We start from the raw sequence: 22,985 nt of genomic DNA, 5'->3' as shown, positions 1-22,985 counted from the left end.
GCCGACGGCGATGACATCGTCCTCGTTCGCCTTGATCTCCAGCAGCGTGCCGGCGAAGGGCGACGGGATCTCCGTGTCGACCTTGTCGGTGGAGACCTCGAGCAGCGGCTCGTCGACGGCGATCTCGTCGCCCACGTTCTTCAGCCAGCGCGTGACGGTGCCCTCGGTGACGGACTCGCCCAGCTCGGGCATCTTCACCTCGGTGCCGGACGCGGGCGCGGCCGGGGCTGCCGGAGCCGCGGGGGCGGCCGGGGCCGCAGGCGCGGCGGGCTCGGCGGGCGCGGCGGCCGCGGGAGTCGGTTCGGGCTCGGCGGCGGGAGCGGGAGTGGACTCCGCGGGGGCGGACTCGCCCGCCTCGCCGATCGTGGCGAGGTCGCCACCGACCTCGACGACGTCGTCCTCCTGCGCCAGGATCTTCAGCAGCACACCCGAAGCCGGTGCCGGGATCTCGGTGTCGACCTTGTCGGTCGAGACCTCGAGCAGGGGCTCATCGACGGTGACGGTGTCGCCCTCCTGCTTGAGCCACCGGGTGACGGTGCCTTCGGTGACGCTCTCGCCGAGTGCCGGCATCTGGACGGAGAAGGCCATTTCCTCTGACTCCTCAGGTTCGGTTATCTGCTGTGATACGAGCTGAACGCGGGTTTCGGCTGGTGGCCTCCACCGACACCTGACCCTACCCTCAGGGGTCGGGTCCGCGCGGCGGTTGGGGGCTTACTCGCCGGTAACTCCCAGGGGGCGGGACGTCAGCCGCGCTGCGCGATGTCGCGGAGCACGGCGAGCATCGTGCGAACCGGGACGCCCGTACCACCCTTGGTGATGTAGCCGAAGGGGCCGCCCGTGTTGAACGCCGGGCCCGCGACGTCGATGTGCGCCCACTGCACGCCCTCGGCCACGAACTCCTTGAGGTACACGCCGGCGGTGAGCATGCCGCCCCACCGGTTCGGGCTCACGTTCGCCAGATCCGCGACGCGGGAGTTGATGTCGGCGCGCAGTTCCTCGGGGAAGGGCATCGCCCAGCCGTTCTCGCCCACCGACCGGGAGAGCTCCGCGACGCGGTCGCGGAAGTCGTCGGTGCCCATCACACCCGGGGTGCGGGTGCCGAGCGCCACCATCTGCGCGCCCGTCAGCGTCGCGGTGTCGATGAGGTAGTCGGGCTCGTCCTCGCACGCGCGGACCATGGCGTCCGCCAGGATCAGGCGGCCCTCGGCGTCGGTGTTGATGATCTCGACGGTGATGCCGCCCTTCTCGGCCCCGGGGTACTGGGTGAGCACGTCGCCGGGGCGCTGCGCGGTGTGCGAGGGCATGTTCTCGGCCATGGGCACCGTCGCGGTCACATCGACCGGCAGGCCCAGCTGCGCGGCGAGGATCACGGTAGCGATGACCGCCGCGGCGCCGCCCATGTCCGAGGTCATCTGCTCCATGCCCGCGGCGGGCTTGATGGAGATGCCGCCGGTGTCGAAGGTGATGCCCTTACCGACCAGCGCGACGTGCTTGGCACCGTCGACGCCCGAGACGTGGCGCAGGCGCACCAGGCGCGGCGGCCGCGAGCTGCCCTTGCCGACCCCGACGATGCCGCCGTAGCCGTTCGCGTCGAGGTACTCCTCGTCGAAGACCTCGACCTCGAGGCCGGCCTCGGCGCCCAGACGCTGCGCACGATCGGCGAACTCGCCGGGGGAGAGGACGTTCGGCGGGGTGTTGACGAAATCGCGGGCCAGTGCGACCGCGCCGGCCGTCAGGCGGGCCTGGTCGACGGTGCCGCGCGCCTCCTCCGCGAGGGCCTCGGACGCGGGCGCGGAGAGCACCGCGAGCGCGCCGAGCGTCTCCTTCTTCGGCGCGGAGGTGGTGCGGAACTCGGCGAACCGGTACGCGCCGAGGATCGCGCCCTCGACGGTGGCCGCCAGGTCGATCGAGGAGAGGGTGGTGGCCGCCGCGGCGACGCCCTCGAGCGCGCGGGCCGCGACGCCCGCGGCGCGGCGCACCGCCTCCGGGGTGACCGACTCCTCGGCGCCGAGGCCCACGCCCAGCACCGTCGCCGCGCCCAGACCGGACCCGGCCGGGGTGGGGATCCGGACGGCCTCGCCGGCTTTGCCCTCGGCGCCGAGCAGCGCGAGCGCCTCCGCGACGGGGCCGCGCGCCGCCTCCGGAACGCCGCCGTCGAGCGTGATCGCCGCCCCGTCGCCCGCAGCGGAGTACACGCCCACGACGAGCGCGTCGGTGGTCGCCGCGAGGTCGTCTGTCAGCGTGATGGCGGGTCCGGTGAACGGCGTGTTCAAGGGGTTTCCTCTCGTCGGGGCGGCGGGTGTGCTTGCCTGTACGGATGTTACGCCTGGGACTGTGGGGCGCGCCGGTGCCCGGGGCGTCCGGCTGTGCGGCCCCGATGCCCGCGCCCGTGGTCGCCCACCTGCTGGAGGCGCTCGCGCACGAGGGGCACCCGGTGGCCGCGTGGGCGGACCGGGCCGGGATCCGCCGCGTCGACGCCGCCGCCGACCTGGAACTCGCCTTCCCGCAGGTGCTGCTCTTCCTCACGGAGGTGGTCCGCGCGCTGCCCGATCGCCCGCTCGGGCTGCAGGCCGGCGCGCGGCCGCTGCTGCAGTCGTTCGGGATGCTCGGGGTCGCGGTGCAGACCGCGGCCGACGTCGAGGGCGCGGTCGCCGCGGGGCTCCAGTACCACCGGGCCGCGGGCAGCCTCGTGGACTTCGCGGTGGACGCGGACGGCGACGCCGTCCGCCTGACGGTGGTGCCGCGCTCCGCCGATCCGGAGGTGCTGCCGTTCCTCTGCGAGGAGACACTGCTCAGCGTCACGACCCTGCTGCGGTCGGCGCTCGGCGACGAGCGGTGGTCGCCGACGACGGTCGAGCTGCCGTACGCCGCGCCCGCGTACGCCGCCGACTATCCCGTCCACTTCGGGTGCGCAGTCCGCTTCGACGCCGCCGCCGGCGTGATGACGGTGCCGCGGAGCCTGCTCGGCCGGCCGCTGCCGCGGCGGGAACAGGCCGTGCACGCCGCCGCGCTCGCGGCGTGCCGCGCCATCACGGGGGTGACCGGGGACGCACGCGACCTCGACCACGTGTGGGCCGTGGAGCAGCTGCTCCGCGCGGACCTCCGCCGCCCGGTCACGATGGCCGCCCTCGCCCGGCAGCTGAACACCACCGACCGGACCCTGCGCCGACACCTCACGGAGGCGGGCGAGTCCTTCCGCTCGATCCATGCCCGGGCCCGGCGCGAGCACGCCGAGACGCTGCTGCGCACGACCGACCTGCCGGTCCGTGCCGTGGCGGCCGCGGTCGGCTTCGCCGACGCCCGCGACTTCCGGCGCGCCTTCGCGCAGTGGACCGGGCGGACTCCCGCCGAGATGAGGGCCTCCGGGGAGATCCGGACGGACGAGGGGGGATCTGCGGTCACGCCGCGCTGAGTGCGGTCCTCCGCACGTACGATCGGTGCTCATGACGGGGAACGGAACGGGCGAGAGCACGACCGGCGCGGGCGCACTGGACCTGGCGGCGGCACCGTCGGCCCTCGACCGGGAATGGGAGATCGATCCCTCCTCCTACTGGGCGACGATCGACGCCGCGACCCACGGCCTCGATGCGCCCATCGTCGCCGCGGACCTGGACGCCCTGCGCCACAACGTGGCCGACATGCTGCGGCGCGCGGCGGGTAAGCCGATCCGCGTGGCCTCGAAATCGATCCGCTCGCGGCCCGTGCTCGACGCGCTGCTGCGGGTGCCGGGGTACGCGGGCGTGCTCGCCTACGACGTCGCGGAGGCGCACTGGCTGGCCGCGGACGGCGTGGACCACTCCGGCGCGGCCCGGCCCGGCTGTACCGACGTGCTCGTCGCCTACCCCAGCGCCGACCTCGGCGCGATCGCCGCGCTGGCCGCGGACCCGTCCGCCGCGATGCGCGTGACCCTGATGATCGACGACGCCGAGCAGCTCGACCTCATCGACGCCGCGGTGCCGCCGAGCCGCCGCCCCGAGCTCCGCGTCTGCATCGACGTGGACGCCTCGTACCACGCCCCGGCGCTGGGTACGATCGGCGCGCGCCGGTCGCCGGTCCGCACGCGCGCCGAGGCCTCCGTCCTCGCGGCGACGGTGGCCGGGCGCAAGGGCTTCCGGCTCGTCGGCGTGATGACCTACGACGCCCAGATCGCGGGCGTCGGCGACCTCAGCATCCGCCGCCCCGGCGCGGGGACGCTGCTGCGGACCATGCAGCGCGCGTCGTGGGACGAACTGGTGACGCGCCGCCGGGAGATCCTCACCGACCTCCGGCGGATCGCCGACCTCGAGTTCGTCAACGGCGGCGGCACCGGCTCGCTGGAGCGCAACGCCGAGGACCCCAACATCACCGATATCGCCGCCGGCAGCGGCCTGTACGGGCCGCACCTCTTCGACGGCTACTCCCACTTCCGCCCGGCGCCGGCGATGGGCTTCGGCCTCGCCGTGGTGCGCCGCCCGGACGCGCGGACCGTGACCTGCCACGGCGGCGGCTGGATCGCCTCCGGCGCCGCGGGCCCCGACCGCCTACCGCGGCCGGTGTGGCCCGAGGGCCTCGAGCTCACCGGCCGGGAGGGCGCGGGCGAGGTGCAGACCCCGCTCACCGGCGAACGGGCCGAACGCATCTCGCTCGGCGACCGGGTCTGGTTCCGGCACACCAAGGCCGGGGAACCGGCCGAGCACGCCGACGATCTGGTGATCGTTTCCGACGGTGCCGTGCACGCCACGGTCCCGACCTACCGCGGCGAGGGGAAGTGCTTCCTGTGAACAAGTGGATCCCGGGCCTGGACCAATTGACCGGCACCGTGGGCGAGTGGCGGAACTGGGGGCGCACCGCGTCCGCGTTCCCGTCCTACGTCTCGCGGCCCGCGAAGATCGAGGACGTGGTGCGCACGGTCGAGCGGGCCCGCGAGCGCGGCGGCACCGTCAAGGCCCTCGGCGCGGGACACTCCTTCACGGCGATCTCCGCGCCGCGCGACGTGGCGCTCGCGCCCGACCACCAGGGCGGGCTCGTCACCGTCGACGTGGACGCCAAGCGCGTGACGCTGCGGGCCGGCACGCGCCTGTACGACGTGCCCGCGCTGCTCGAGCCCTACGGCCTCGCCATGGCGAACCTCGGCGACATCGACCGGCAGACCGTCGCCGGCGCGATCTCGACCGGCACGCACGGCACCGGCCTGGGCTTCGGCGGCATCGCCACCCAGGTGGTCGGGGCGACCCTGGTCTCCGGGACGGGGGAGGTGGTCACCGTCGGCGAGCACGACCCACGGCTGCAGGCCGTGGCCCTCGGGCTCGGCGCGCTGGGGATCCTCGTCGAGGTCACGCTCCAGTGCGTGGACCGGTTCGTGCTCGAGGCCACCGAGGCGCCGATGTCGCTGGCGGAGACGGTCGACGGCTTCGTCGAGCGGGTGCGCGGCGTCGACCACTTCGAGTTCTTCTGGTTCCCGGGGACCGACGGCACGCTCACCAAGTCGCAGATCCGTCGCCCCGGCGATCACAAGCGCAAGCCGATCGGAGGGTTGCGGCGGTTCGTCGACGACAAGGTCGTCGGGACCGGCGCGCTGATGGCCGTGTGCGAGGTGGGCCGCGCGATCCCGTCGCTGACCCCGCGGCTGGTGTCGCTCGCCACCTCGATGCTCTCCGAGCACACCGAGATCGACTACTCCACGAACGTGCTGACCACCGACCGTTCCGTGCGCTTCCGCGAGACGGAATGGGCCGTGCCCCTGGAGAACACGATGCCGGCGTTCGCCGCGCTCAAGGCCGCGACCGAGAAGCACGACTGGAACCTCACCTTCCCGATCGAGGTCCGCGTCGCCGCCGCCGACGACCTGATGCTGTCGACGGCCGCGGGCCGGAAGTCCGGGTACATCGCCGCGCACCGCTACATCCGCGACAAGCCCAGCGACTACTTCGCCGAGGTGGAGCGGATCATGATCGAGCACGGTGGCCGGCCGCACTGGGGCAAGATGCACACCCGCACCGCCGAGTTCTTCCGCGGTGCGTACCCCCGGTTCGACGAGTTCCTGGCCGTGCGCGACGAGCTCGACCCGGACCGCGTGTTCGCGAACGACCACCTGGACGCGGTGCTCGGTCGCTGACTCGTGCATGATTTCCGGCCATGAAGACATTCGGCTGGACGCCGACCACCGACGGTGCGGGCGTGGTGGGGCCCGGTGAGCGGCTGAGCTGGCCCAAGACGCTCGGGATCGGCGTGCAGCACGTGGTGGCGATGTTCGGCTCCACGTTCCTGGTGCCGGTGCTCACCGGGTTCCCGCCGGCGACGACGCTGCTCTTCTCCGGCGTGGGGACCCTGCTGTTCCTGCTCATCACCGGCAACCGGCTGCCCAGCTACCTGGGGTCGAGCTTCGCGGTGATCTCGCCGATCACCGCGGCGACCGCCTCGCAGGGGATGGGGAGCGCGTTGGGCGGCATCGTCGCCGTCGGCGCGCTGCTGATCCTCGTGGGCGGCGTGGTGCACTTGGTGGGCACCGAGTGGATAGAGAAGCTGATGCCGCCCGTCGTGACGGGTGCGATCGTCGCGCTGATCGGCCTCAACCTGGCGCCCGCGGCGAAGGCCAACTACGAGAAGGCCGCCGTGACGGCCACCATCACGCTGGTGTGCCTCATCGCCTCGCTCGCCCTGTTCAAGGGCATGCTCGGGCGGCTGGCGATCTTCACCTCGGTGGTGATCGGATACCTGGTCGGGTGGGTCCGCGGCGAAGTCGACTTCTCGAAGGTCTCCGCGGCGTCGTGGGTCGGCTTCCCGGAGTTCCACGCCCCGTCGTTCTCCTGGGCGGTGCTGCCCATGTTCCTGCCCGTGGTCCTCGTGCTCGTGGCCGAGAACGTCGGGCACGTGCGGTCCGTCGCGCAGATGACGGGGGAGGACTACGACCCCGTGATGGGGCGCGCGCTGGCCTCCGACGGCCTCGCGACGGTGCTCGCCGGCGCCGGCGGCGGCTCGGCCACCACGACCTACGCGGAGAACATCGGCGTCATGGCGGCCACGCGCGTGTACTCGACGGCCGCGTACTGGGTGGCCGGCGTCGCCGCGATCCTGCTCGGCATGTCGCCCAAGGTCGGCGCCGTCATCGCGTCGATCCCGCCCGGCGTTCTCGGCGGCATCACGACGGCGCTGTACGGCCTCGTCGGCATCCTCGGCGTGCGGATCTGGGTGGAGGCGCGCGTCGACTTCAGCAAGCCCATCAATCAGCTCACCGCCGCCGTGCCGCTCATCATCGGCATCGCCGACTTCACCTGGTCGGTCGGCGACGTGACCTTCACCGGTATCGCGCTCGGTTCCGTCGCCGCGATCGTGATCTACCAGGGGATGCGGCTGTTGGGCCGATCCGGCAGCGCGGCCCTGGACTAGAGTGCCGGGCATGAGTGAGACGCTGATCGAGGGCCCCCTGAACGCCGTGCACACCGAGCTGGGGGCGGCGTTCGCGCCGTTCGGCGGCTGGTCGATGCCCGTCAAGTACGCGGGCACCGTCGGCGAGCACACCGCCGTCCGCGAGGCCGTCGGGATCTTCGACGTGAGCCACCTCGGCAAGGCCACCGTCGCCGGACCCGGCGCCAAGGACTTCGTCAACCGCGTGCTCACCGCCGACCTCGGCAAGATCCACCCCGGTAAGGCGCAGTACACCCTGTGCACCAACGAATCCGGTGGCGTGATCGATGACCTCATCGTCTACTACGTCTCCGACGACGAGCTCTTCCTCGTGCCCAACGCCGCGAACACCGCCGCGGTGGTGGCGCACCTGCGCGAGCGCGCCCCGGAGGGCATCACCATCACCGACCAGCACCGCGACTACGCCGTGCTCGCCGTGCAGGGCCCGAAGTCGGCGGAGGTGCTGCAGGCCGTCGGGCTGCCCACCGACATGGAGTACATGGCCTACGAGGACGCGTCCCTGAACGGAACCCCCGTACGCGTCTGCCGCACCGGCTACACCGGCGAGCACGGCTACGAGCTGATCCCCGCGTGGGGCGACGCCGAGACCGTCTTCCGCGCGCTGCTGCCCGAGATCACCTCCCGCGACGGCCAGCCCGCCGGCCTCGGCGCCCGCGACACCCTGCGCACCGAGATGGGCTACCCGCTGCACGGGCACGAGCTCACCGTCGACATCACCCCGGTCCAGGCGCGCGCGGGCTGGGCCGTCGGCTGGAAGAAGCCGGAATTCGTCGGCCGCGATGCGCTGCTGGCGGAGAAGGAGGCCGGCCCCGCCCGTCGGCTCTGGGGCCTGCGCGCCACCGGCAAGGGCGTCCTGCGCGCCGACCTCACGGTCCTCTCCGCCGACGGCGCGCCGATCGGGACCACCACGTCGGGCACCTTCAGCCCATCGCTGAAGACCGGAATCGCCTTGGCGCTCATCGATTCCGCGGCGGGCGTCGAGAAGGGCACCGTCGTCAGCGTGGACGTGCGGGGCCGCGCGATCGAGTGCGTGGTCGTGTTGCCGCCGTTCGTCGAGGCGAACACCAAGTAGGTCCGGCGAGGCCCCGGAGAAATACTCGGGGTTCCTACTGATTGGTACGGCCCGCGCCTGCGCGCGCGGGTCGTAGAATCTTGTCCCATGACAACTGGCACGGCCTTCGCCCTCACCCGCAACGACCACCCCCGCTCTGCGGCTGAGCGCTCCGAGATCCTGGCGAACCCCGGATTCGGCAGGTACTTCACCGACCACATGATCTCGCTCCGCTGGACCGAGGCGAAGGGCTGGCACGCGCCCGAGGTGCTGCCCTACGGCCCCATCCCGATGGAGCCGTCGGCGTCGGTGCTGCATTACGCCCAGGAGATCTTCGAGGGCCTCAAGGCCTACCGCCAGCCCGACGGTTCCGTCGCCACCTTCCGGCCCGAGGCCAACGCCGCGCGCTTCCAGCGCTCCGCCGAGCGCCTCGCGATCCCGCCGCTGCCCGAGGACGTCTTCGTGGAGTCGCTCAAGGAGCTGGTGGCGGTGGACGGCGAGTGGGTGCCCGCGGCCGGCGGCGAGGAGGCCCTGTACTTCCGGCCGTTCATCTTCGCCGACGAGGAGACCCTCGGCGTCAAGCCGTCGAACAGCTACCGCTTCCTGGTGATCGCCTCGCCGGCCGGCGCCTACTTCGCGGGCGGCGTGAAGCCCGTCTCGGTGTGGCTCTCACGCGAGTACGTCCGCGCCGCGCCCGGTGGCACCGGCTTCGCCAAGTGCGGCGGCAACTACGCCGCGTCCCTCGTCGCGCAGGCCCAGGCCGCGCAGCAGGGCTGCGATCAGGTCGTGTGGCTCGACGCCATCGAGCACGAGGCGATCGAGGAGATGGGCGGCATGAACCTGTTCTTCGTCCTCGGCTCGGGCTCCTCGGCCCGGATCGTGACGCCGGAGCTGTCCGGTTCGCTGCTGCCCGGCGTCACCCGCAGCTCGCTGCTGCAGCTCGCGCGTGATGCGGGCTTCGAGACCGAGGAGCGTCGCATCACCGTCGACGAGCTCAAGGAGGGCGTCGCCTCCGGCGCCATCACCGAGGTCTTCGCGTGCGGCACCGCCGCCGTCATCACGCCCGTCGGGCGCGTCAAGGGTGCGTCGGAGGACTTCACTATCGGCGACGGCGAGCCCGGCGAGATCACCATGGCGCTGCGCGAGACCCTCACCGGTATCCAGCGCGGCACCGTCGAGGACAAGCACGGCTGGATGACCACGCTGAGCTGAGCGGCCCAGCGGCCCCTGCCCCCGGTCCGGCGGGGCGGGGGCGGGGCGGTAGAACGATCGTCCGTGCGAAGGGTATGCGCGCCGCGCATACCCTTCGTGACCTGCCGAAATGATGGTCAGGGTATGCGTTTTCTGCATACCCTGACCCGAAGTGACGCTGCGAGTGTGCCCGTCGGCTCGGGGCAGCGTCAGTGCGTGACGTGGTGCGCCGAGTGGCCGACGGCCGCCTCCTCGTTCAGCATGCGCATGAACTTCGCCTGGCTCGCATCACCGCGGCGGGCGGCGCGCTCGCGGCCGCCGGGCAACTGATTGAACACCGATTCGACGACGTGGTACGGGATCCGGAGCGCCGGGTACCAGGGGAGGGTCGGCGGGACGCCGAGTTCCTTCATCGCCGCTCTGCCGAGGTACGTCGTCGCGATCGACAGGTGCTGCGAGCGGGCGATCCGCCGCCGCAGCCCCGTGAGGTTGCCGTACGTCCAGCGCATCGGGTCGTCGGCCATCGGCTGCGCGAGCGCCTTGCTGGTCTCGTCGGGGGTCGAGAGCGCCCGCGAGGTCTGGAACAGGATCCGCAGGCTGTCGCGGAAGCTGTGCGGCAGGAAGTCGTCGTGCACTCCCATGAGTCGGCCGACGTACCGCGTGAGGTGCGCGGCCGCCTCGTACTCGCGCGGATTCGCCAACAGCCCGATCCCCGCCCCGGTGGCGACCGGCGCGATGAGCGCGCCCACCAGGGTCGCCGCCATGTCGGTCTGATTGATCGGCAGCCCGTAGGTCTCGTAGTCCCAGTCGGGGAGCGCCATGACGTGCCGGCGCACCATCGAATGGATGAACCGCACGTGCAGGGTCGACCGGTAGCCCGGTCCGCCCGGCCGCAGGCCCTCGGGAACGATCACGTCGAGCGCCCACTGCGAGGTCTCCGCGAACCGCTTGTTCGATCCCTTCTCCAGCGCGCCGGTGCGCAGCAGCGTCTGGTTGAAGCCCGAGAACAGGTAGCCGCCCATCAGGGCCACGTCGCGCGCGATGGAGAAGCCGTCGGCGCCGCCGCTGCGCATGAGCTGCCCACCCAGGAGGATCCGGTCCCAATCGACCCAGTCCGGGGCGGTCTCCATGTCCTCGAAGAACGTGCGCAGTTCCGACGGTGCCTCGGGGACCGACGCGATGCCCTCGTTCAGGGCGCGGTCGAACATCGGCTTGCGGACGTCGCGGTCCTCGTAGATCCAGTCGGCGAGCTCGTCCATCGGCGCATCGCCGACGGTGAGCAGCTCGCCGAAGCGCCGGAACTCCGCGTCGGTGGGCTCCGGGAGCCGGAGGAACGCGCTCACCATCCGGATCCCCGGCGGCACCCGCCGGGGGCGCGCGGGGTGGCGGGCGGGGATGGGCCTCGGGGTGTCCACGGTCGTCACATCTCTGTGTCTACTCTTGACAACGGCTGTTGTCGAGTCCGGCGCCGGCGACGTCGACGGGGATCAGCGCCGGGATCTCCACGCCGCGTACAGCTCGTCGAGCACCGGCTCGACCGCGTTGTAGAGCAGCCAGGTGTCCGCGGCGGCGTACATGTTCTCCGCCGACGTCACCGGGGGGATCCGGTCGTAGGCCTCCAGATAGGCCCGGTACGCCGCTTCGGTGAACGCCTGCCCCTCCGCGGTGAACGCGCTCACGTCCAGCTGGCCGGCGAGATGGGTGTCCGCGTAGGCGCCGGGCGTCATCGAGCGGTCGTCGAGCAGGTGGAGCGATCCGTCGGGCACCGCGCCGTCGACGCCGTGCTCCAGGTGCGTGCCGCTCGCGAGTCCGCGGGCGCGGGCCCACGCGTAGAACATCCCGATGTGCGTGCTCGCCGCCTCCTCCGGCAGATCCAGTTCGGCAATGGTGTCGGAGTGCCACCCGGCGTCGTCGTAGGTCATGCCGTGAGCCTGGCTCACTGTGCTTGGCGGGCGCTTGCGACGCGGTTGTCAGGCGGCGCAGAGTCCGATCAGCGTGATCACGAGCGCGAGCTCGATGCCGAAACCCAGGACGTCGCCGCTCATTCCGCCGAACCGGCGCACGCAGTGGCGCATCGCGAGGGTGGAGAGCGCGAGAGCGACGCCGACCGCCAGCGGCCCCTGCCAGGGGCGTCCCGGCACGGCCGGAATCGCCACGGCGAGTGCGACGGTCACCCACAGCGCCTGCGCGGTCGGTCCCTGGGTGCCCGCCGTCAGCGCGCCGAACCCGTCGGGGTTCGACGGTGCCCACCCGCGCCGGCAGCCGAGGACCGCCGCCACCCGGGAGGCGCCCACCGCGACCCCGAACGCGAGCCACGCCCCGCGGTCCGCGAGGGCGCCCACCGCCGCGGACTCCGCGACGAGCAGAAGGGCGAGCGCGGCGGCGCCGAACGGGCCGACGGTGCCCTGACGCATGATCTCCCGCGCCCGCTCCGGTGCGCCGTAGCTGCCGAGCCCGTCCACGCAGTCCGCGAACCCGTCCAGGTGCATGCCGCGCGTCAGCAGCGCCGCGGTGGCGACGGCCAGGGCGCCGACGAGCACCGTCGGTAGCCCCGCGGCGTGCGCCGCCCAGGCCACCGCGACCACGGCGGCCCCGACGATCGCGCCCGCGAGCGGGACGCGGGCGATGATGCGGGCACCGTCGGCCCGTGTGACCGGGCTCGGCTGGACGGAGCCGGGCACGGGCAGCACCGTCATCCAGGCGACGGTGGCGGCGAGGTGCCGCACGTCAGTCGGCGGCCTTCCCGGAGACGCCCGCGGCGTCGAAGGTCGCCATCTCGCCCAGGACGGCCACCGCCGAGCGGACCAGCGGCAGCGCGAGGGCCGCGCCGCTGCCCTCGCCCAGTCGTAGGCCCAGGTCGAGGAGCGGCTCGAGGTCCAGGCGGTGCAGTGCGAGGGCGTGCGCCGGCTCCGGACTCCGGTGCCCGGCGACCCACCAGCTCACGGCACCGGGGGCGAGGTCGTTCGCCACCAGGGCCGCCGCCGTCACTACGACGCCGTCGAGGATCACCGGCGTGCGCCGGACCGCGGCCTGCGCCAGGAACCCCGCCATCGCGGCCAGATCGGCCCCGGCGACGCTGCGCAGCAGTGCTTTCGGATTGCCCGTGTGCGGGCGGGCGCGGTACATGCCGTCGCGGATCGCGGCGGCCTTGCGCATCCACGCGTTGTCGTCGATGCCGGTGCCGCGGCCCACCACGAGCACGGGCTCCGTCTCGGTGAGTGCGCCGATCAGCACCGCGGCGGGCGTGGTGTTGCCGATGCCCATGTCGCCGGCGATGAGCAGGTCGGCACCGGAGTCGACCTCCTCGTCGGCGATCCGGCGGCCGGCCGCGATCGCGGCGATCGTCTCCTCGTCGGTCATCGCGTCGGCGACGGCGATGTCGCCCGACGACCGGCGGATCTTGTTGCGGCTCAGCTCCTCGCGGGTGTCGCCCGCGACGGCGATGTCCTCGATGCGGACCGTCGCGCCGGCCTGCGCGGCCAGCACGTTGATCGCGGCGCCCTCGGCGGCGAAGTTGGCCACCATCTGCGCCGTGACCTCCGGCGGGTACGCGGAGACGCCGCCCGCGGCCACGCCGTGATCGCCGGCGAAGACCACGATGCGCGCGCGTTCGAACTGCTTCGGCGGGCACACGCCCTGGCACGCGGCGATCCACTCGCCGAGCTGCTCCAGGCGGCCCAGCGACCCGGCTGGCTTGGTGAGCTCCAGCTGGCGGTCCCGGGCCTCGCGCCCCACGAACGGATCCGGCGGGGAGAGCTGTGGGAACGCCAGGGGGTCGGCACCCGGCTCGAACGGCGGGAGCACGATGGGGGGCGCCGGGGGTACCTCCGGCACCGGCTTGACGAGGCTCGGGGCGGCCGTACCGCTCGGTGCGGGGGCGGCGGCGGACGCGCCGGCGAGGGCCACCGCGATCCCCGCGACGACGAGCTCGGACCGGTCGGCGATCGCCGCGATCCGGGCGTTGAGTGTTCCCAGCAGGTCCTGGAACACCCGGCCCGCGTGCGTCGGAGGGACGACGGACAGGCCCACCTCGGGGCTGACGATCACCAGCTCGCCGGGGAAGGCCGCCGCGGCGGCGACGAGGCCGTCCAGGTCGGCGGTCACGTTCTCGGGCGTCTCCCACCCGGCGGCGTCGAGCCGCGCGGCGAGCCAGCCGCCCAGATCGTCGATCAACGTCGGCACCGAGCCCTCGGCCAGGACCGCGCGCAGGTCCTGCGTCTCCACCGTGGACCACGACGACGGGCGCCGCTCGCGGTGCGCGGCGACGCGCGCGGTGAGGTCGGGGTCACCGTCGGGCCGCGGCGCGGTGGCGACGTACCGGACGAGGGCGCCGGATCCGGCGATCAGATGCTCGGCGCGGGCGGACTTGCCGGAGCGGACCCCGCCGAGAACGAGGGTGAGCGCCACGGGCTAGACCGCGTCGCCCGGCTTGACCTGCGGCCGCGGGATGCGCATGCGCCGCAACTGGGTGGAGCGCATGAAGGCGTACCAGCCGAGGCGGAAGCCGGTCTCGGTGGTGTCGGGCCAGCGCTCACGGACCCGGTTGTTGACGCGGCGGCCGGTGAGGAAGCCCTCGATCGCCATGACCGCGACCATGACCAGCAGGATCAGCATCGGGATGCCCGCCAGCTCGGGCCGGTTGACCGTGACGAACATGAAGACCATCACGGCGACGGCGAACGGGATGAACATGGTGGAGATGTGGCGCTTCGCGTCCACGAGGTCGCGCACGTAGGCCTTGACGGGGCCCTTGTCGCGGGCGGGGAGGTACCGCTCGTCGCCCTCCATCATGAGCTCGCGGCGCTCGTTGGCCTGCGTGCGGCGCTGGGCGGCGGCGGCCTTGCGCTCCTCCTTGCTCATGGAGTTGCGCAGTTCCTTCTTCCGCGCGCGCGCCTCGGCCCGCGTCATCGGCGCGGGGGCGACGGGGCCGCGCTTGCGACCCTGCGCCTCGCGGCGGCTGGGGGTGGGGCGGCCCTTGCCCGCCGTCTGCGCGGGCTTGGCGAGCGGATCCGCAGCGGTCTCGTCGACGGTGTCGGCTGCCGCGGACTCCGCCGCCTCGGAGGTCGAATCGTCGGCCTTCTGCCAGGGGAGTTTCACATCGTCCAGCCTATTCGATCCCGCCGGGTGCGCGACGACGCGGGTGAGGTGTGACTCCCGGGAATGCGGGGTGGGGGAGTACCGTTGAACCAGACACCGACGTGCGTCTGTGAGGAGAACCTATGACTACTGCTGAGAGCGAAACCACCGGTGTGGTGCTGACCGAGGCCGCTGCCTCGAAGGCGAAGGCGCTGCTGGACCAGGAGGGTCGTGACGACCTGGCGCTGCGCATCGAGGTGCAGCCGGGTGGTTGCGCGGGGCTCCGGTACCAGCTGTACTTCGACGACCGGTCGCTCGACGGTGACGTGATGTCCGAGTTCGGCGGCGTCAAGCTGTCCGTCGACCGGATGAGCGTGCCGTTCCTGATCGGCGCGAAGATCGACTTCGTCGACTCGATCGAGAAGCAGGGTTTCACCATCGATAACCCGAACGCCACCGGCTCGTGCGCCTGCGGCGACTCGTTCAACTGACGCACGACTGACGCCCGCGCGGCGTCCGGGACCCTCTCGCGGTTAGGCTGACTGGATTCGTCCGTCGCCGACCACGGGAGGGTTTCGTCGTGTCGATCGCCGTTTCCGGTTCCATCGCCACCGATCATCTGATGCGTTTCGAGGGGAAGTTCTCCGAGCAGTTGCTCGCCGAACACCTCGCGCACGTGTCGCTGAGCTTCCTCGTGGAGGAGCTCGTCCTGCAGCGCGGCGGCGTCGGCGCGAACATCAGCTTCGGCATGGCCCGGCTCGGCCGACGGCCCGTGCTGGTCGGCGCGGTCGGTGCCGACTTCGACGAGGGTTACCGCACATGGCTCGAGGACGCGGGCGTCGACACCCGCGCCGTGCGCGTCTCGCAGACCGCGCACACCGCCCGCTTCCAGTGCACCACCGATTCGGAGATGGCGCAGATCGCCTCCTTCTACTCCGGCGCGATGGCCGAGTCGCGGGAGATCGCCATCGCCGACGTGGCCGCCACCGTCGGCGCGCTCGACCTGGTGGTGATCGGCGCGAACGATCCCGCTGCGATGACGCTGCACAGTGTGCAGTGCCGCGCGGCCGGGATCCCCTTCGCCGCGGACCCGTCGCAGCAGCTCGCACGCCTGAACGGCGAAGAGGCCCGCGACCTTGTCGAGGGTGCGAAGTTCCTGTTCACGAACGAGTACGAGTGGGGCCTGCTCCAGCAGAAGACCGGGGTGAGCGCCGAGCGGCTCACCGAGATGGTCGAGGTCCGGGTGACCACCCTGGCGGAGAAGGGCGCCGACATCGTCGTCAACGGCGCCGGGGGCGGCGTCGCCGAGCAGATCCACGTCGACGTGGTGCCCGACCGCGGCCGCGTCGACCCGACGGGCGTCGGCGACGCCTTCCGCGCCGGCTTCCTCGTGGGCCTCGACGCGGGGCTGTCGTACGAGCGCGCAGGTCAACTCGGCTCGTACGTCGCGGTGAAGGTGCTCGAGACCGTCGGGCCGCAGGCGTGGGAGTACGACGTGGAGGATGCCGCCGAGCGTCTCGCAGAGGCGTACGGCACCGAGGTGGCCGCCGAGATCCTCGCTGCGCTGTAGGTCACAACTCCGATTACCGGCGAGTAACCTACGGTATCGTAGGTTCATGACGGTCGCCGGTGTTCCCGAGGTCAAGCCGCGCCTGCGGGGCGTGATCCACCAATTCGGTGCGCTGGGCGCCGCAGTCCTGGGGATCCCTCTCGTGGCGGCGGGGTTCCGGGAGAGTTCCGCGGCCGGGCTCGCCCTTCTCGTCTACGCGATCACCGTGATCGGCGTCTTCGGCGTGAGCGCCGCGTACCACCGCGGGGGGTGGACCGATGCGCAGCGCATCTGGATGAAGCGCGCCGATCACTGCATGATCTTCGTCTTCATCGCCGGCAGCTACACCCCGATCGCGGTGCTGGCCCTGCCGCCCGGCGTCGCCCGGTGGGTACTCGCGGTGGTCTGGGGCGGAGCCCTGGCCGGAGTGGCGCTCAAGCTGCTGTGGCCGCACGCCCCGCGCTGGGTGGGCGTGCCGCTGTACATCGCTCTCGGCTGGGTGGTCGTCGCCGTCGCGGGCGACCTGGTCCGCGGTGCCGGCTGGACCGCGTCGATCCTGCTCGCCGTCGGCGGCGTGCTCTACAGCGGCGGGGCGGTGCTCTACGCCACCCGCTGGCCCAACCCGTGGCCGGGCGTCTTCGGGCACCACGAGTTCTTCCACGCCGCGACGGTGATCGCGGCGCTGTGCCACTACGCCGCGATGTGGATCGCGCTGCTGCGTTGACTCGCGCGTTCGTCTTGCGGGCAAGGTGTCGGTGGGTACAACGCTTGCGATGAACGCACGCCTCGAAATTCCTCGGCCGAGGGCTGTAAGGTCACGAAGCGTAATTCAGCGGGCGGATTCTGTTGGAATGTTAGGTAGATCGCAAACACTCAATCTGAGGTTTCACAATCCTGCGACTAGCGTTTCATTCGGTTTCTTATGGCAAGAACGATCAAGGCTAGGAGAACTGGACCTGCGGCTTTGACGAAGATATCAACCGCGATCCCCGCGCCGACCAGCGTGACTCCCGCCGTTCCTGCGGGGCGAAATATCGCGACTGTCTCTTGGGCAGCGAATGCCCACGGCCAGATCGCGCTGTCTGGATCTAGTGTGGCCGTAGAACGCGTAGCTCCTGGCCGGACCCAAGCGCTGTTAGTAAAACACCACCCTGCGAGTGTGACTACCATCGCCAATGCTAGGACCGCTCGCCAGGCGCGCAGGCCGTAGCCGGACAACGCCCTGTAGGCTTCCAAGAATAGTCTCTCTGCAGAAGGCATGGCCGCCGCCCGCCGCCGCATTTCCATCTCGCCGTAGTAGAAATCCGATGCGCCAGGAGAGTTCTTGCTCTCCTCGAGGGACTTCCTTAGCGTCCGATAGGTTGCAGAGACCTTACTCGCGGTACTGTGATACTGAGAAGAGTGCTCGGATCCCAACAAAACCTCGTCATAAATAATGCGCCGGTCTGTTTTCCACCACGTGTACCCATGATGACGGTCGATCTCATACGACCCGAAACTCGAACGCCGACTTTCGCCGCGATTGGAGGCGAGTCCATCCGACCCAGATATGACGAGGCTGTCGAGTCCTGAAGCGGCAGAGAACTCGCATCGGCGGAGATTGAGGTCCGAGATTGTGACGCCTGAGACCTGAGCACGACGTAGCGAGGTGACCTCGGGTCGGTTTCCAAGCCCAGGCATCTTTGACAGGCTCTTGTATAAAGAATTCATTGATTGACAATAGGCCCGCCAGACGTCGTCGAAATAGTCGCCAGAGCGCTTCTTAAAGTACTCTATCGGCAGTCTTCTGGGCGATCGTCGCACGTTGATCGAGTCAGTGTCCGGTGCTCCGGCAATTCTCGAACCCGGTGCGATATCTGCCTCTTCGAGTGTGAGCTGCGATTGTGTGCTCATCGTGAAATGGACGCTTTCTTTAGCTTGCATCCTTGTAGCATTTATGGACGGTGCATCCATGTTGATTCTGATTGAAGTCTTGAACTCGGCGTCCACGAGAGATACGGAAGCGCCTGCTGCAACGATGGAGTTGCTCGATAGTCCGCATTCCCAGACCGTCTGACTCAAGTCGAGTTTCATAAACAAGGCTCCCTCGAAGTCTGCCTCTTGGTAGAATCTTGCAGAGCCGAAGAACGCCTCCTTTGCGCAAATTGTATTGCGAAAACTTGCACTAGCTTCGAACGTCGCGTTCCTGAAGGATGCGCCTGAGATCAGAGTTGCACCCTGATACGTAGTGGGTCCTGCGAAGGCTGCTCTGTCGAAGTGGACGGGGCCGTTGAAGGTGCTCGAGTCGAACTGTGCTACACCGCGGAACAATGTGCCTCTAAAATTCGAACTGTTGCCGAAATACGACTTTTCGAAGTGTGCTTCCTTAAGGAACTGACATGCTGTAAAATTGGCTCCTCGTTGAAATATTGTTTCGGCACAATTGAAGTGCTCGGTGAATCTGGAACCCTTGAATCTTGGTTTAAGTGCGAATCTGGATTCGCTGAATGAAACGCCTGCGCGGTAGGTGGTTTGCTGAAAGTCGACCACCTCGTTGAAGGCAGCACGATCGAATCCAGCGCTTGAGTAGAACGTCGCGCCTGTGAACTTGGTGGCTCCTGGGAATTCCGCTCCCGAGAATGCGGCTCCGGCGACGAATGTTGTGCGCTCAAAGCTTGCATCCCCGGATAGCCTTGAATTCTTTCCGTCGACATGCCCTGTGATTACGCACGCGATGAGGTTGAGGGGTACGCGTTGTTCTCCGCGAAACTTGAGAACTCCTACAATCTTTGCGCCGTAAATATGGACACTGTACTTCTTTGTAAATAGCAGAAAGTGGATAAATTCGGCCCTGACGGACCTGCTTTTGTCCCAGCTTTCCGCCTGTTTTACTGTGGGGCGCCACCGCCCGTTTGCGCGTTCTTGGGGGGTGCGGAGGTCGCACGAGTCACTCCGGCTCGCGGCCTCGAGTACTCTCTTTTCTGCCGAAGTTTCGGGTTCCAAATCTTCTCCTGGAGGTAGGCAGCCTTGCTAGCCTCGACTGACGGTGGTGCGACGCGTGACTTCGAAGGGTAGTGTGAGTTCGCAAGCAATCCTAGCGAGTGGTGGCGCACCCGTACCCGTGTTTGATTCCTGTGCCGTGGTCGGGGCGTCTTCTCTCGTGTTGTGTGTAGTCGGACTGGGAGCGGACTATCGGGCATGTTCCCGAGGTTGGGCTTTGCGCGAAGGATGCGAATCGAATTCGTTGGCTTGCCGTCGTTATGTCATACCGGGCGATCGGTTGAGGAAATGGACCTGCGTGACGTCAATTGAGCCGTCCAAACGATCCCGCTGAGAATTATGGTGAATGTGGACAGGTTCGCCTTACGACTCCTACTGGCGGCGCGATCCATGTGGCTCCGTCGGCGCTTCGCAGCGTCTGAGGACTCTCTAGAGGCGGACCGGGTAGACCGGCTCCTCGATGGCGGGGTGGATGCGGTCCTCGACGAAGATGCCGTGCCAGACCATGAACACCAGCACGGTCCAGATCCGTCGGGAGTGGTCGGTGCCGCCCGGCCAGCCCTCGGGCGCCTTGGCCTTGTGCTCGTCGAGCATGGCGAGCACGGCGCGCCGGTCGATCCACTCGTCGGTCTGCGACTCCTCGATGACGTTGCGCGCCCAGTCGTAGAGCTCCGGGCCGGCCAGCCAGTGCCGCAGCGGCACCGGGAAGCCCAGCTTCTTCCGGTGCAGCACGTGCGGCGGGATGATCTCCTCCAGCGCGCGGCGCAGCGCGTACTTCGACGTGCCGCCGGCCAGCTTGAGATCCGCGGGCAGGGTCTCCGCGACGCGGAAGACCTCCTTGTCGAGGAACGGCACGCGCAGCTCGAGCGAGTTCGCCATCGTCATCTTGTCGGCCTTGACGAGGATGTCGCCGCGGAGCCAGGTGAACTGGTCGAGGTGCTGCATCCGCTCGACGGGGCCCCATCCGCGGGTCTTCGCGTAGATCGGCGCCGTCACGTCGGTGTGCGTCCACTCCGGCCGGAAGTCGCGCAGCACGTAGTCCAACTGCGCGTCGTTGAACGACCGGGCGTTGCCGTAGTACCGCTCCTCGAGCGGCAGCGAGCCGCGCTGCAGCAACGACTTGCCGCGCTTGCCCTCGGGCAGGCGGTCGCCGATCTTCCCGGCGGTGCGTCGCGCCCACGCCGGCAGCTTGTCGAAGGGTGCGAGCGAGAGCGGCTCCTTGTAGATGGTGTAGCCGCCGAACAGCTCGTCGGCGCCCTCGCCCGACAGCACCACCTTGACGTGCTTGCGGGCCTCGCGCGCGAGGTAGTAGAGGGGCACGAGCGACGGATCGGCCACCGGATCGTCGAGGTACCAGACGATGGCGGGGATCGCGTCGCGGAACTCCTCGGGCGAGACCGTCTTCACCACGTGCCGTGCGCCGATCGCCTCGGCGGACTCGGCGGCCACGTCGACCTCGCTGTAGCCCTCGCGCTGGAATCCGGTGGTGATGGTGATCAGGTCGGGATTGTGCTGGATCGCCAGCGCCGCGACGGCCGTCGAGTCGATGCCGCCGGAGAGGAAGGAACCGACGGTCACATCGGCGCGCATGTGCATCTTCACCGAGTCGCGCAGCGCGTCGGCGATATCGCGGTAGACGGCCTTCGCCTCGGCGGACTCCAGGCCGCCGCCCACCGGCTTCACGGGGAAGCGGGGCTCGAAGTAGCGCTTCCCGACGACCTCGCCGCCGGGGGAGAGGGTCGCGGAGCAGCCCGACTCGAGGCGGCGGATGCCCAGGTGCAGCGACTCGGGCTCGGGCACGTACTGCAGGACGGTGTAGTGCTGCACGGCGCGGGCGTCGAGGCCCTGCTTCAGGCCCGCCTCGTCGGCCAGGGCGAGCACGGACTTCTTCTCGCTGGAGAAGACGGTGCCCTTCGATCCGGTCGCGACGTACAGCGGCTTGATGCCGAACTGGTCGCGGGCGAGCGTCAGCTCCCGCTTCTCGGTGTCCCAGATCGCGAAGGCGAACATGCCCCGCAGCTCGGCCAGCACCCCGTCGATGCCCCAGTGGTGGAACCCGGCGACGATCGACTCGCCGTCGCCCTCGGTGCGAAACGCGGCGCCGAACTCGTCGGTCAGCCGCCGCCGCAGCTCGAGGTAGTTGTAGATCTCGCCGTTGAAGGTCAGCGCGTACCGGTCGGGGTTCTCCGGCGGGCCCCAGCGCAGCGGCTGGTGCGCGTGCTCGATGTCGATGAAGGCGAGGCGGTTGAAGCTCAGCGCCAGGTCGTCGTCGTGCCACGAGCCGCCGAACTCGTCCGGCCCGCGGTGCCGCATGCACCGGCCGGCGGCGGTCACCGCGTCGACGACGTCGCCCGCGCGCTGATCGGCGGACAGGAATCCCAGGAGGCCACACACGGTTGACCAGTATGCCGGAACGGGCCCCTTCCGCTGGAACGCCGCAGGCCCGCAACCCGGGCACGCGAAACGACGCGCCATTTGCCGACCCCGCAACGTGTACCCCGTCCCGTTGGTCTACGCTGCGTAGTACAAGGGGAACGTGCAGCCCCGGCCGTGAGTTCCCGGACGGGGAGAGCGGTCCGGAACGGGCCCCGTAGCACTGACCGTGTTTCAGCAGGAAGGCGCGACATTGGCACCCGGAAGTAACGCCCACGGTGGGGCCGCGTCCTGGCGTAAGCGCCTGGTTCTGGCCGCCGGGCTCGTCGCTGGCATGTTCGCTCTGGCGGGCTGCTCGGCCGACGAGGTGATGCGTTTCGGTTGGCCCGAGGGGGTTACCCCCGAGGCCCGTGACATGACTGAGCTGTGGAGCTGGTCCGTCGTCGCCGCCCTCATCATGGGTGTGCTCGTCTGGGCCCTCACGTTCTGGACCATCACGTTCCACCGGCGCAAGGCGGACTCGCCCGATTTCCCCCGGCAGACCGCGTACAACGTGCCCCTGGAGCTGCTGTACACCGCGATCCCGTTCCTCATCATCGCCGTGCTCTTCTACTTCACCGTCGTGGTGCAGACCAAGGTCGAGAAGATCGAGGACAACCCGGGCGTGACGGTGGACGTCACCGCGTTCCAGTGGAACTGGCGTTTCGCGTACCGCGAGGTCACCCTCGACGGCAACAAGATCAAGCTCGAGCGGGAGAACCCGTACGGCAAGCAGCCCGACATCGCGAAGCTCAACGAAGAAGCCGAGAAGATGAAGGAGCACGGGCACGTCGAGGCGCAGCCCGAGCGCGGCCCGAACCACGGCCGTTTCCAGGAGATCCGCGACTACCTGAAGTTCAGCACCGTCGAGGTGCAGGGCTCGTCCGCCGAGATCCCGGTCCTGGTGCTGCCGACCGACACCCGCATCCAGTTCGACCTGGCCTCCGCCGACGTCGTGCACTCCTTCTACGTCCCGCAGTTCGCCTTCAAGCGCGACGTGATGCCGAACCCGGTGCAGAACCACACCCAGAACAAGTTCCAGGTGTCCAGCATCGACCGGCCCGGCGCCTTCGTCGGTCGCTGCGCCGAGATGTGCGGCGACTACCACTCGATGATGAACTTCGAGATCCGCGCGGTGACGCCGGAGAACTTCAAGAAGTACATCGAGGCGCGTCAGGGCGGCAAGGACAACGTCGCGGCGCTCGAGTCGATCGGTGAGGTGGGCGTGTCCACCAGCACGTTCCCGTTCGACACCCGCCGCACCGGCCGCACCCCGTCGGGCAACAGCACCGCGCCCGTCAATGCAGAAGGAGCGAACTGACC

The 22,985-nt window shown here is 69.9% G+C and carries 19 protein-coding genes; 10 read left to right on the top strand and 9 right to left on the bottom strand.

Annotated features, from left to right (window positions below):
- Positions 1–588: biotin/lipoyl-containing protein (locus tag ACNAYW_RS18740; RefSeq protein ID WP_415851163.1), on the bottom strand; the 588-nt coding region annotated here is incomplete at its 3' end.
- 155 nt (positions 589–743) lie between these two features.
- Entirely contained in the window at positions 744–2,273 is a 1,530-nt protein-coding gene (locus ACNAYW_RS18735; RefSeq protein WP_415851162.1) for a leucyl aminopeptidase, read from the bottom strand.
- 44 nt (positions 2,274–2,317) lie between these two features.
- Between ACNAYW_RS18735 and ACNAYW_RS18730 the strand changes: the two genes are divergently transcribed.
- The 6 genes from ACNAYW_RS18730 to ACNAYW_RS18705 all read left to right on the top strand — a co-directional run bounded on the left by ACNAYW_RS18730 (position 2,318) and on the right by ACNAYW_RS18705 (position 9,667).
- Positions 2,318–3,412, top strand: a complete 1,095-nt coding sequence (locus tag ACNAYW_RS18730; RefSeq protein WP_415851161.1) for an AraC family transcriptional regulator — start codon at positions 2,318–2,320, stop codon at positions 3,410–3,412.
- Positions 3,413–3,443: 31 nt separating this feature from the next.
- Positions 3,444–4,760 (top strand): alanine racemase, encoded by a 1,317-nt coding sequence (locus ACNAYW_RS18725; protein WP_415851160.1) that lies wholly within the window; start codon positions 3,444–3,446, stop codon positions 4,758–4,760.
- A complete protein-coding gene (locus ACNAYW_RS18720) occupies positions 4,757–6,094 on the top strand; it encodes a D-arabinono-1,4-lactone oxidase (protein ID WP_415851159.1) in 1,338 nt (445 codons plus the stop codon). Before ACNAYW_RS18725 ends, ACNAYW_RS18720 begins: the two co-directional genes overlap by 4 nt.
- A gap of 20 nt (positions 6,095–6,114) precedes the next feature.
- Entirely contained in the window at positions 6,115–7,365 is a 1,251-nt protein-coding gene (locus tag ACNAYW_RS18715; protein WP_415851158.1) for a uracil-xanthine permease family protein, read from the top strand.
- Between the two features lie 10 nt (positions 7,366–7,375).
- Positions 7,376–8,476 carry a glycine cleavage system aminomethyltransferase GcvT gene (gene gcvT / locus ACNAYW_RS18710; RefSeq protein ID WP_415851157.1) on the top strand — a complete coding sequence of 367 codons (1,101 nt, stop codon included), beginning with the start codon at positions 7,376–7,378 and terminating at the stop codon, positions 8,474–8,476.
- A gap of 87 nt (positions 8,477–8,563) precedes the next feature.
- Positions 8,564–9,667, top strand: a complete 1,104-nt coding sequence (locus ACNAYW_RS18705; RefSeq protein WP_415851156.1) for a branched-chain amino acid aminotransferase — start codon at positions 8,564–8,566, stop codon at positions 9,665–9,667.
- Between the two features lie 188 nt (positions 9,668–9,855).
- Here ACNAYW_RS18705 and ACNAYW_RS18700 read toward each other — a convergent pair whose 3' ends face one another.
- From ACNAYW_RS18700 to ACNAYW_RS18680, 5 genes are all read right to left on the bottom strand, one after another.
- Complete coding sequence (locus tag ACNAYW_RS18700) at positions 9,856–11,070, bottom strand: oxygenase MpaB family protein (protein ID WP_415851155.1); 1,215 nt, start codon at positions 11,068–11,070, stop codon at positions 9,856–9,858.
- 63 nt (positions 11,071–11,133) lie between these two features.
- Positions 11,134–11,568 (bottom strand): DUF7832 domain-containing protein, encoded by a 435-nt coding sequence (locus tag ACNAYW_RS18695; protein WP_415851154.1) that lies wholly within the window; start codon positions 11,566–11,568, stop codon positions 11,134–11,136.
- Between the two features lie 48 nt (positions 11,569–11,616).
- Complete coding sequence (locus tag ACNAYW_RS18690; protein WP_415851153.1) at positions 11,617–12,342, bottom strand: adenosylcobinamide-GDP ribazoletransferase; 726 nt, start codon at positions 12,340–12,342, stop codon at positions 11,617–11,619.
- 31 nt (positions 12,343–12,373) lie between these two features.
- Positions 12,374–14,053 carry a nicotinate-nucleotide--dimethylbenzimidazole phosphoribosyltransferase gene (gene cobT / locus ACNAYW_RS18685; protein WP_415851152.1) on the bottom strand — a complete coding sequence of 560 codons (1,680 nt, stop codon included), beginning with the start codon at positions 14,051–14,053 and terminating at the stop codon, positions 12,374–12,376.
- Between the two features lie 3 nt (positions 14,054–14,056).
- Entirely contained in the window at positions 14,057–14,743 is a 687-nt protein-coding gene (locus ACNAYW_RS18680; RefSeq protein ID WP_415851151.1) for a DUF3043 domain-containing protein, read from the bottom strand.
- Positions 14,744–14,865: 122 nt separating this feature from the next.
- On the opposite strand from ACNAYW_RS18680, the gene ACNAYW_RS18675 reads away from it, so the two are divergent.
- The 3 genes from ACNAYW_RS18675 to trhA all read left to right on the top strand — a co-directional run bounded on the left by ACNAYW_RS18675 (position 14,866) and on the right by trhA (position 16,995).
- Positions 14,866–15,213, top strand: a complete 348-nt coding sequence (locus tag ACNAYW_RS18675) for a HesB/IscA family protein (RefSeq protein ID WP_068521070.1) — start codon at positions 14,866–14,868, stop codon at positions 15,211–15,213.
- An 89-nt stretch (positions 15,214–15,302) separates the two neighbouring features.
- Positions 15,303–16,292, top strand: coding sequence for a carbohydrate kinase family protein (locus ACNAYW_RS18670; protein WP_415851150.1), 990 nt, complete (start codon positions 15,303–15,305; stop codon positions 16,290–16,292).
- A gap of 46 nt (positions 16,293–16,338) precedes the next feature.
- A complete protein-coding gene (gene trhA / locus ACNAYW_RS18665; RefSeq protein ID WP_415851149.1) occupies positions 16,339–16,995 on the top strand; it encodes a PAQR family membrane homeostasis protein TrhA in 657 nt (218 codons plus the stop codon).
- A 176-nt stretch (positions 16,996–17,171) separates the two neighbouring features.
- Here the strand turns inward: trhA and ACNAYW_RS18660 are convergent, their stop codons facing one another.
- Entirely contained in the window at positions 17,172–19,253 is a 2,082-nt protein-coding gene (locus ACNAYW_RS18660; RefSeq protein WP_415851148.1) for a pentapeptide repeat-containing protein, read from the bottom strand.
- Positions 19,254–19,679: 426 nt separating this feature from the next.
- Positions 19,680–21,644 carry an asparagine synthase (glutamine-hydrolyzing) gene (asnB, locus tag ACNAYW_RS18655; protein WP_415851147.1) on the bottom strand — a complete coding sequence of 655 codons (1,965 nt, stop codon included), beginning with the start codon at positions 21,642–21,644 and terminating at the stop codon, positions 19,680–19,682.
- A gap of 208 nt (positions 21,645–21,852) precedes the next feature.
- Here asnB and ctaC point away from each other — a divergent pair, with 208 nt between their 5' ends.
- Entirely contained in the window at positions 21,853–22,983 is a 1,131-nt protein-coding gene (gene ctaC / locus ACNAYW_RS18650) for an aa3-type cytochrome oxidase subunit II (protein WP_458630011.1), read from the top strand.
- Positions 22,984–22,985 lie beyond the last annotated feature (2 nt).

This window comes from Tsukamurella ocularis, from assembly GCF_965138335.1.
In the GTDB taxonomy this organism is placed as follows: Bacteria; Actinomycetota; Actinomycetes; order Mycobacteriales; family Mycobacteriaceae; genus Tsukamurella; species Tsukamurella ocularis_A.
This window is presented reverse-complemented; position numbering and strand designations above follow the sequence as displayed.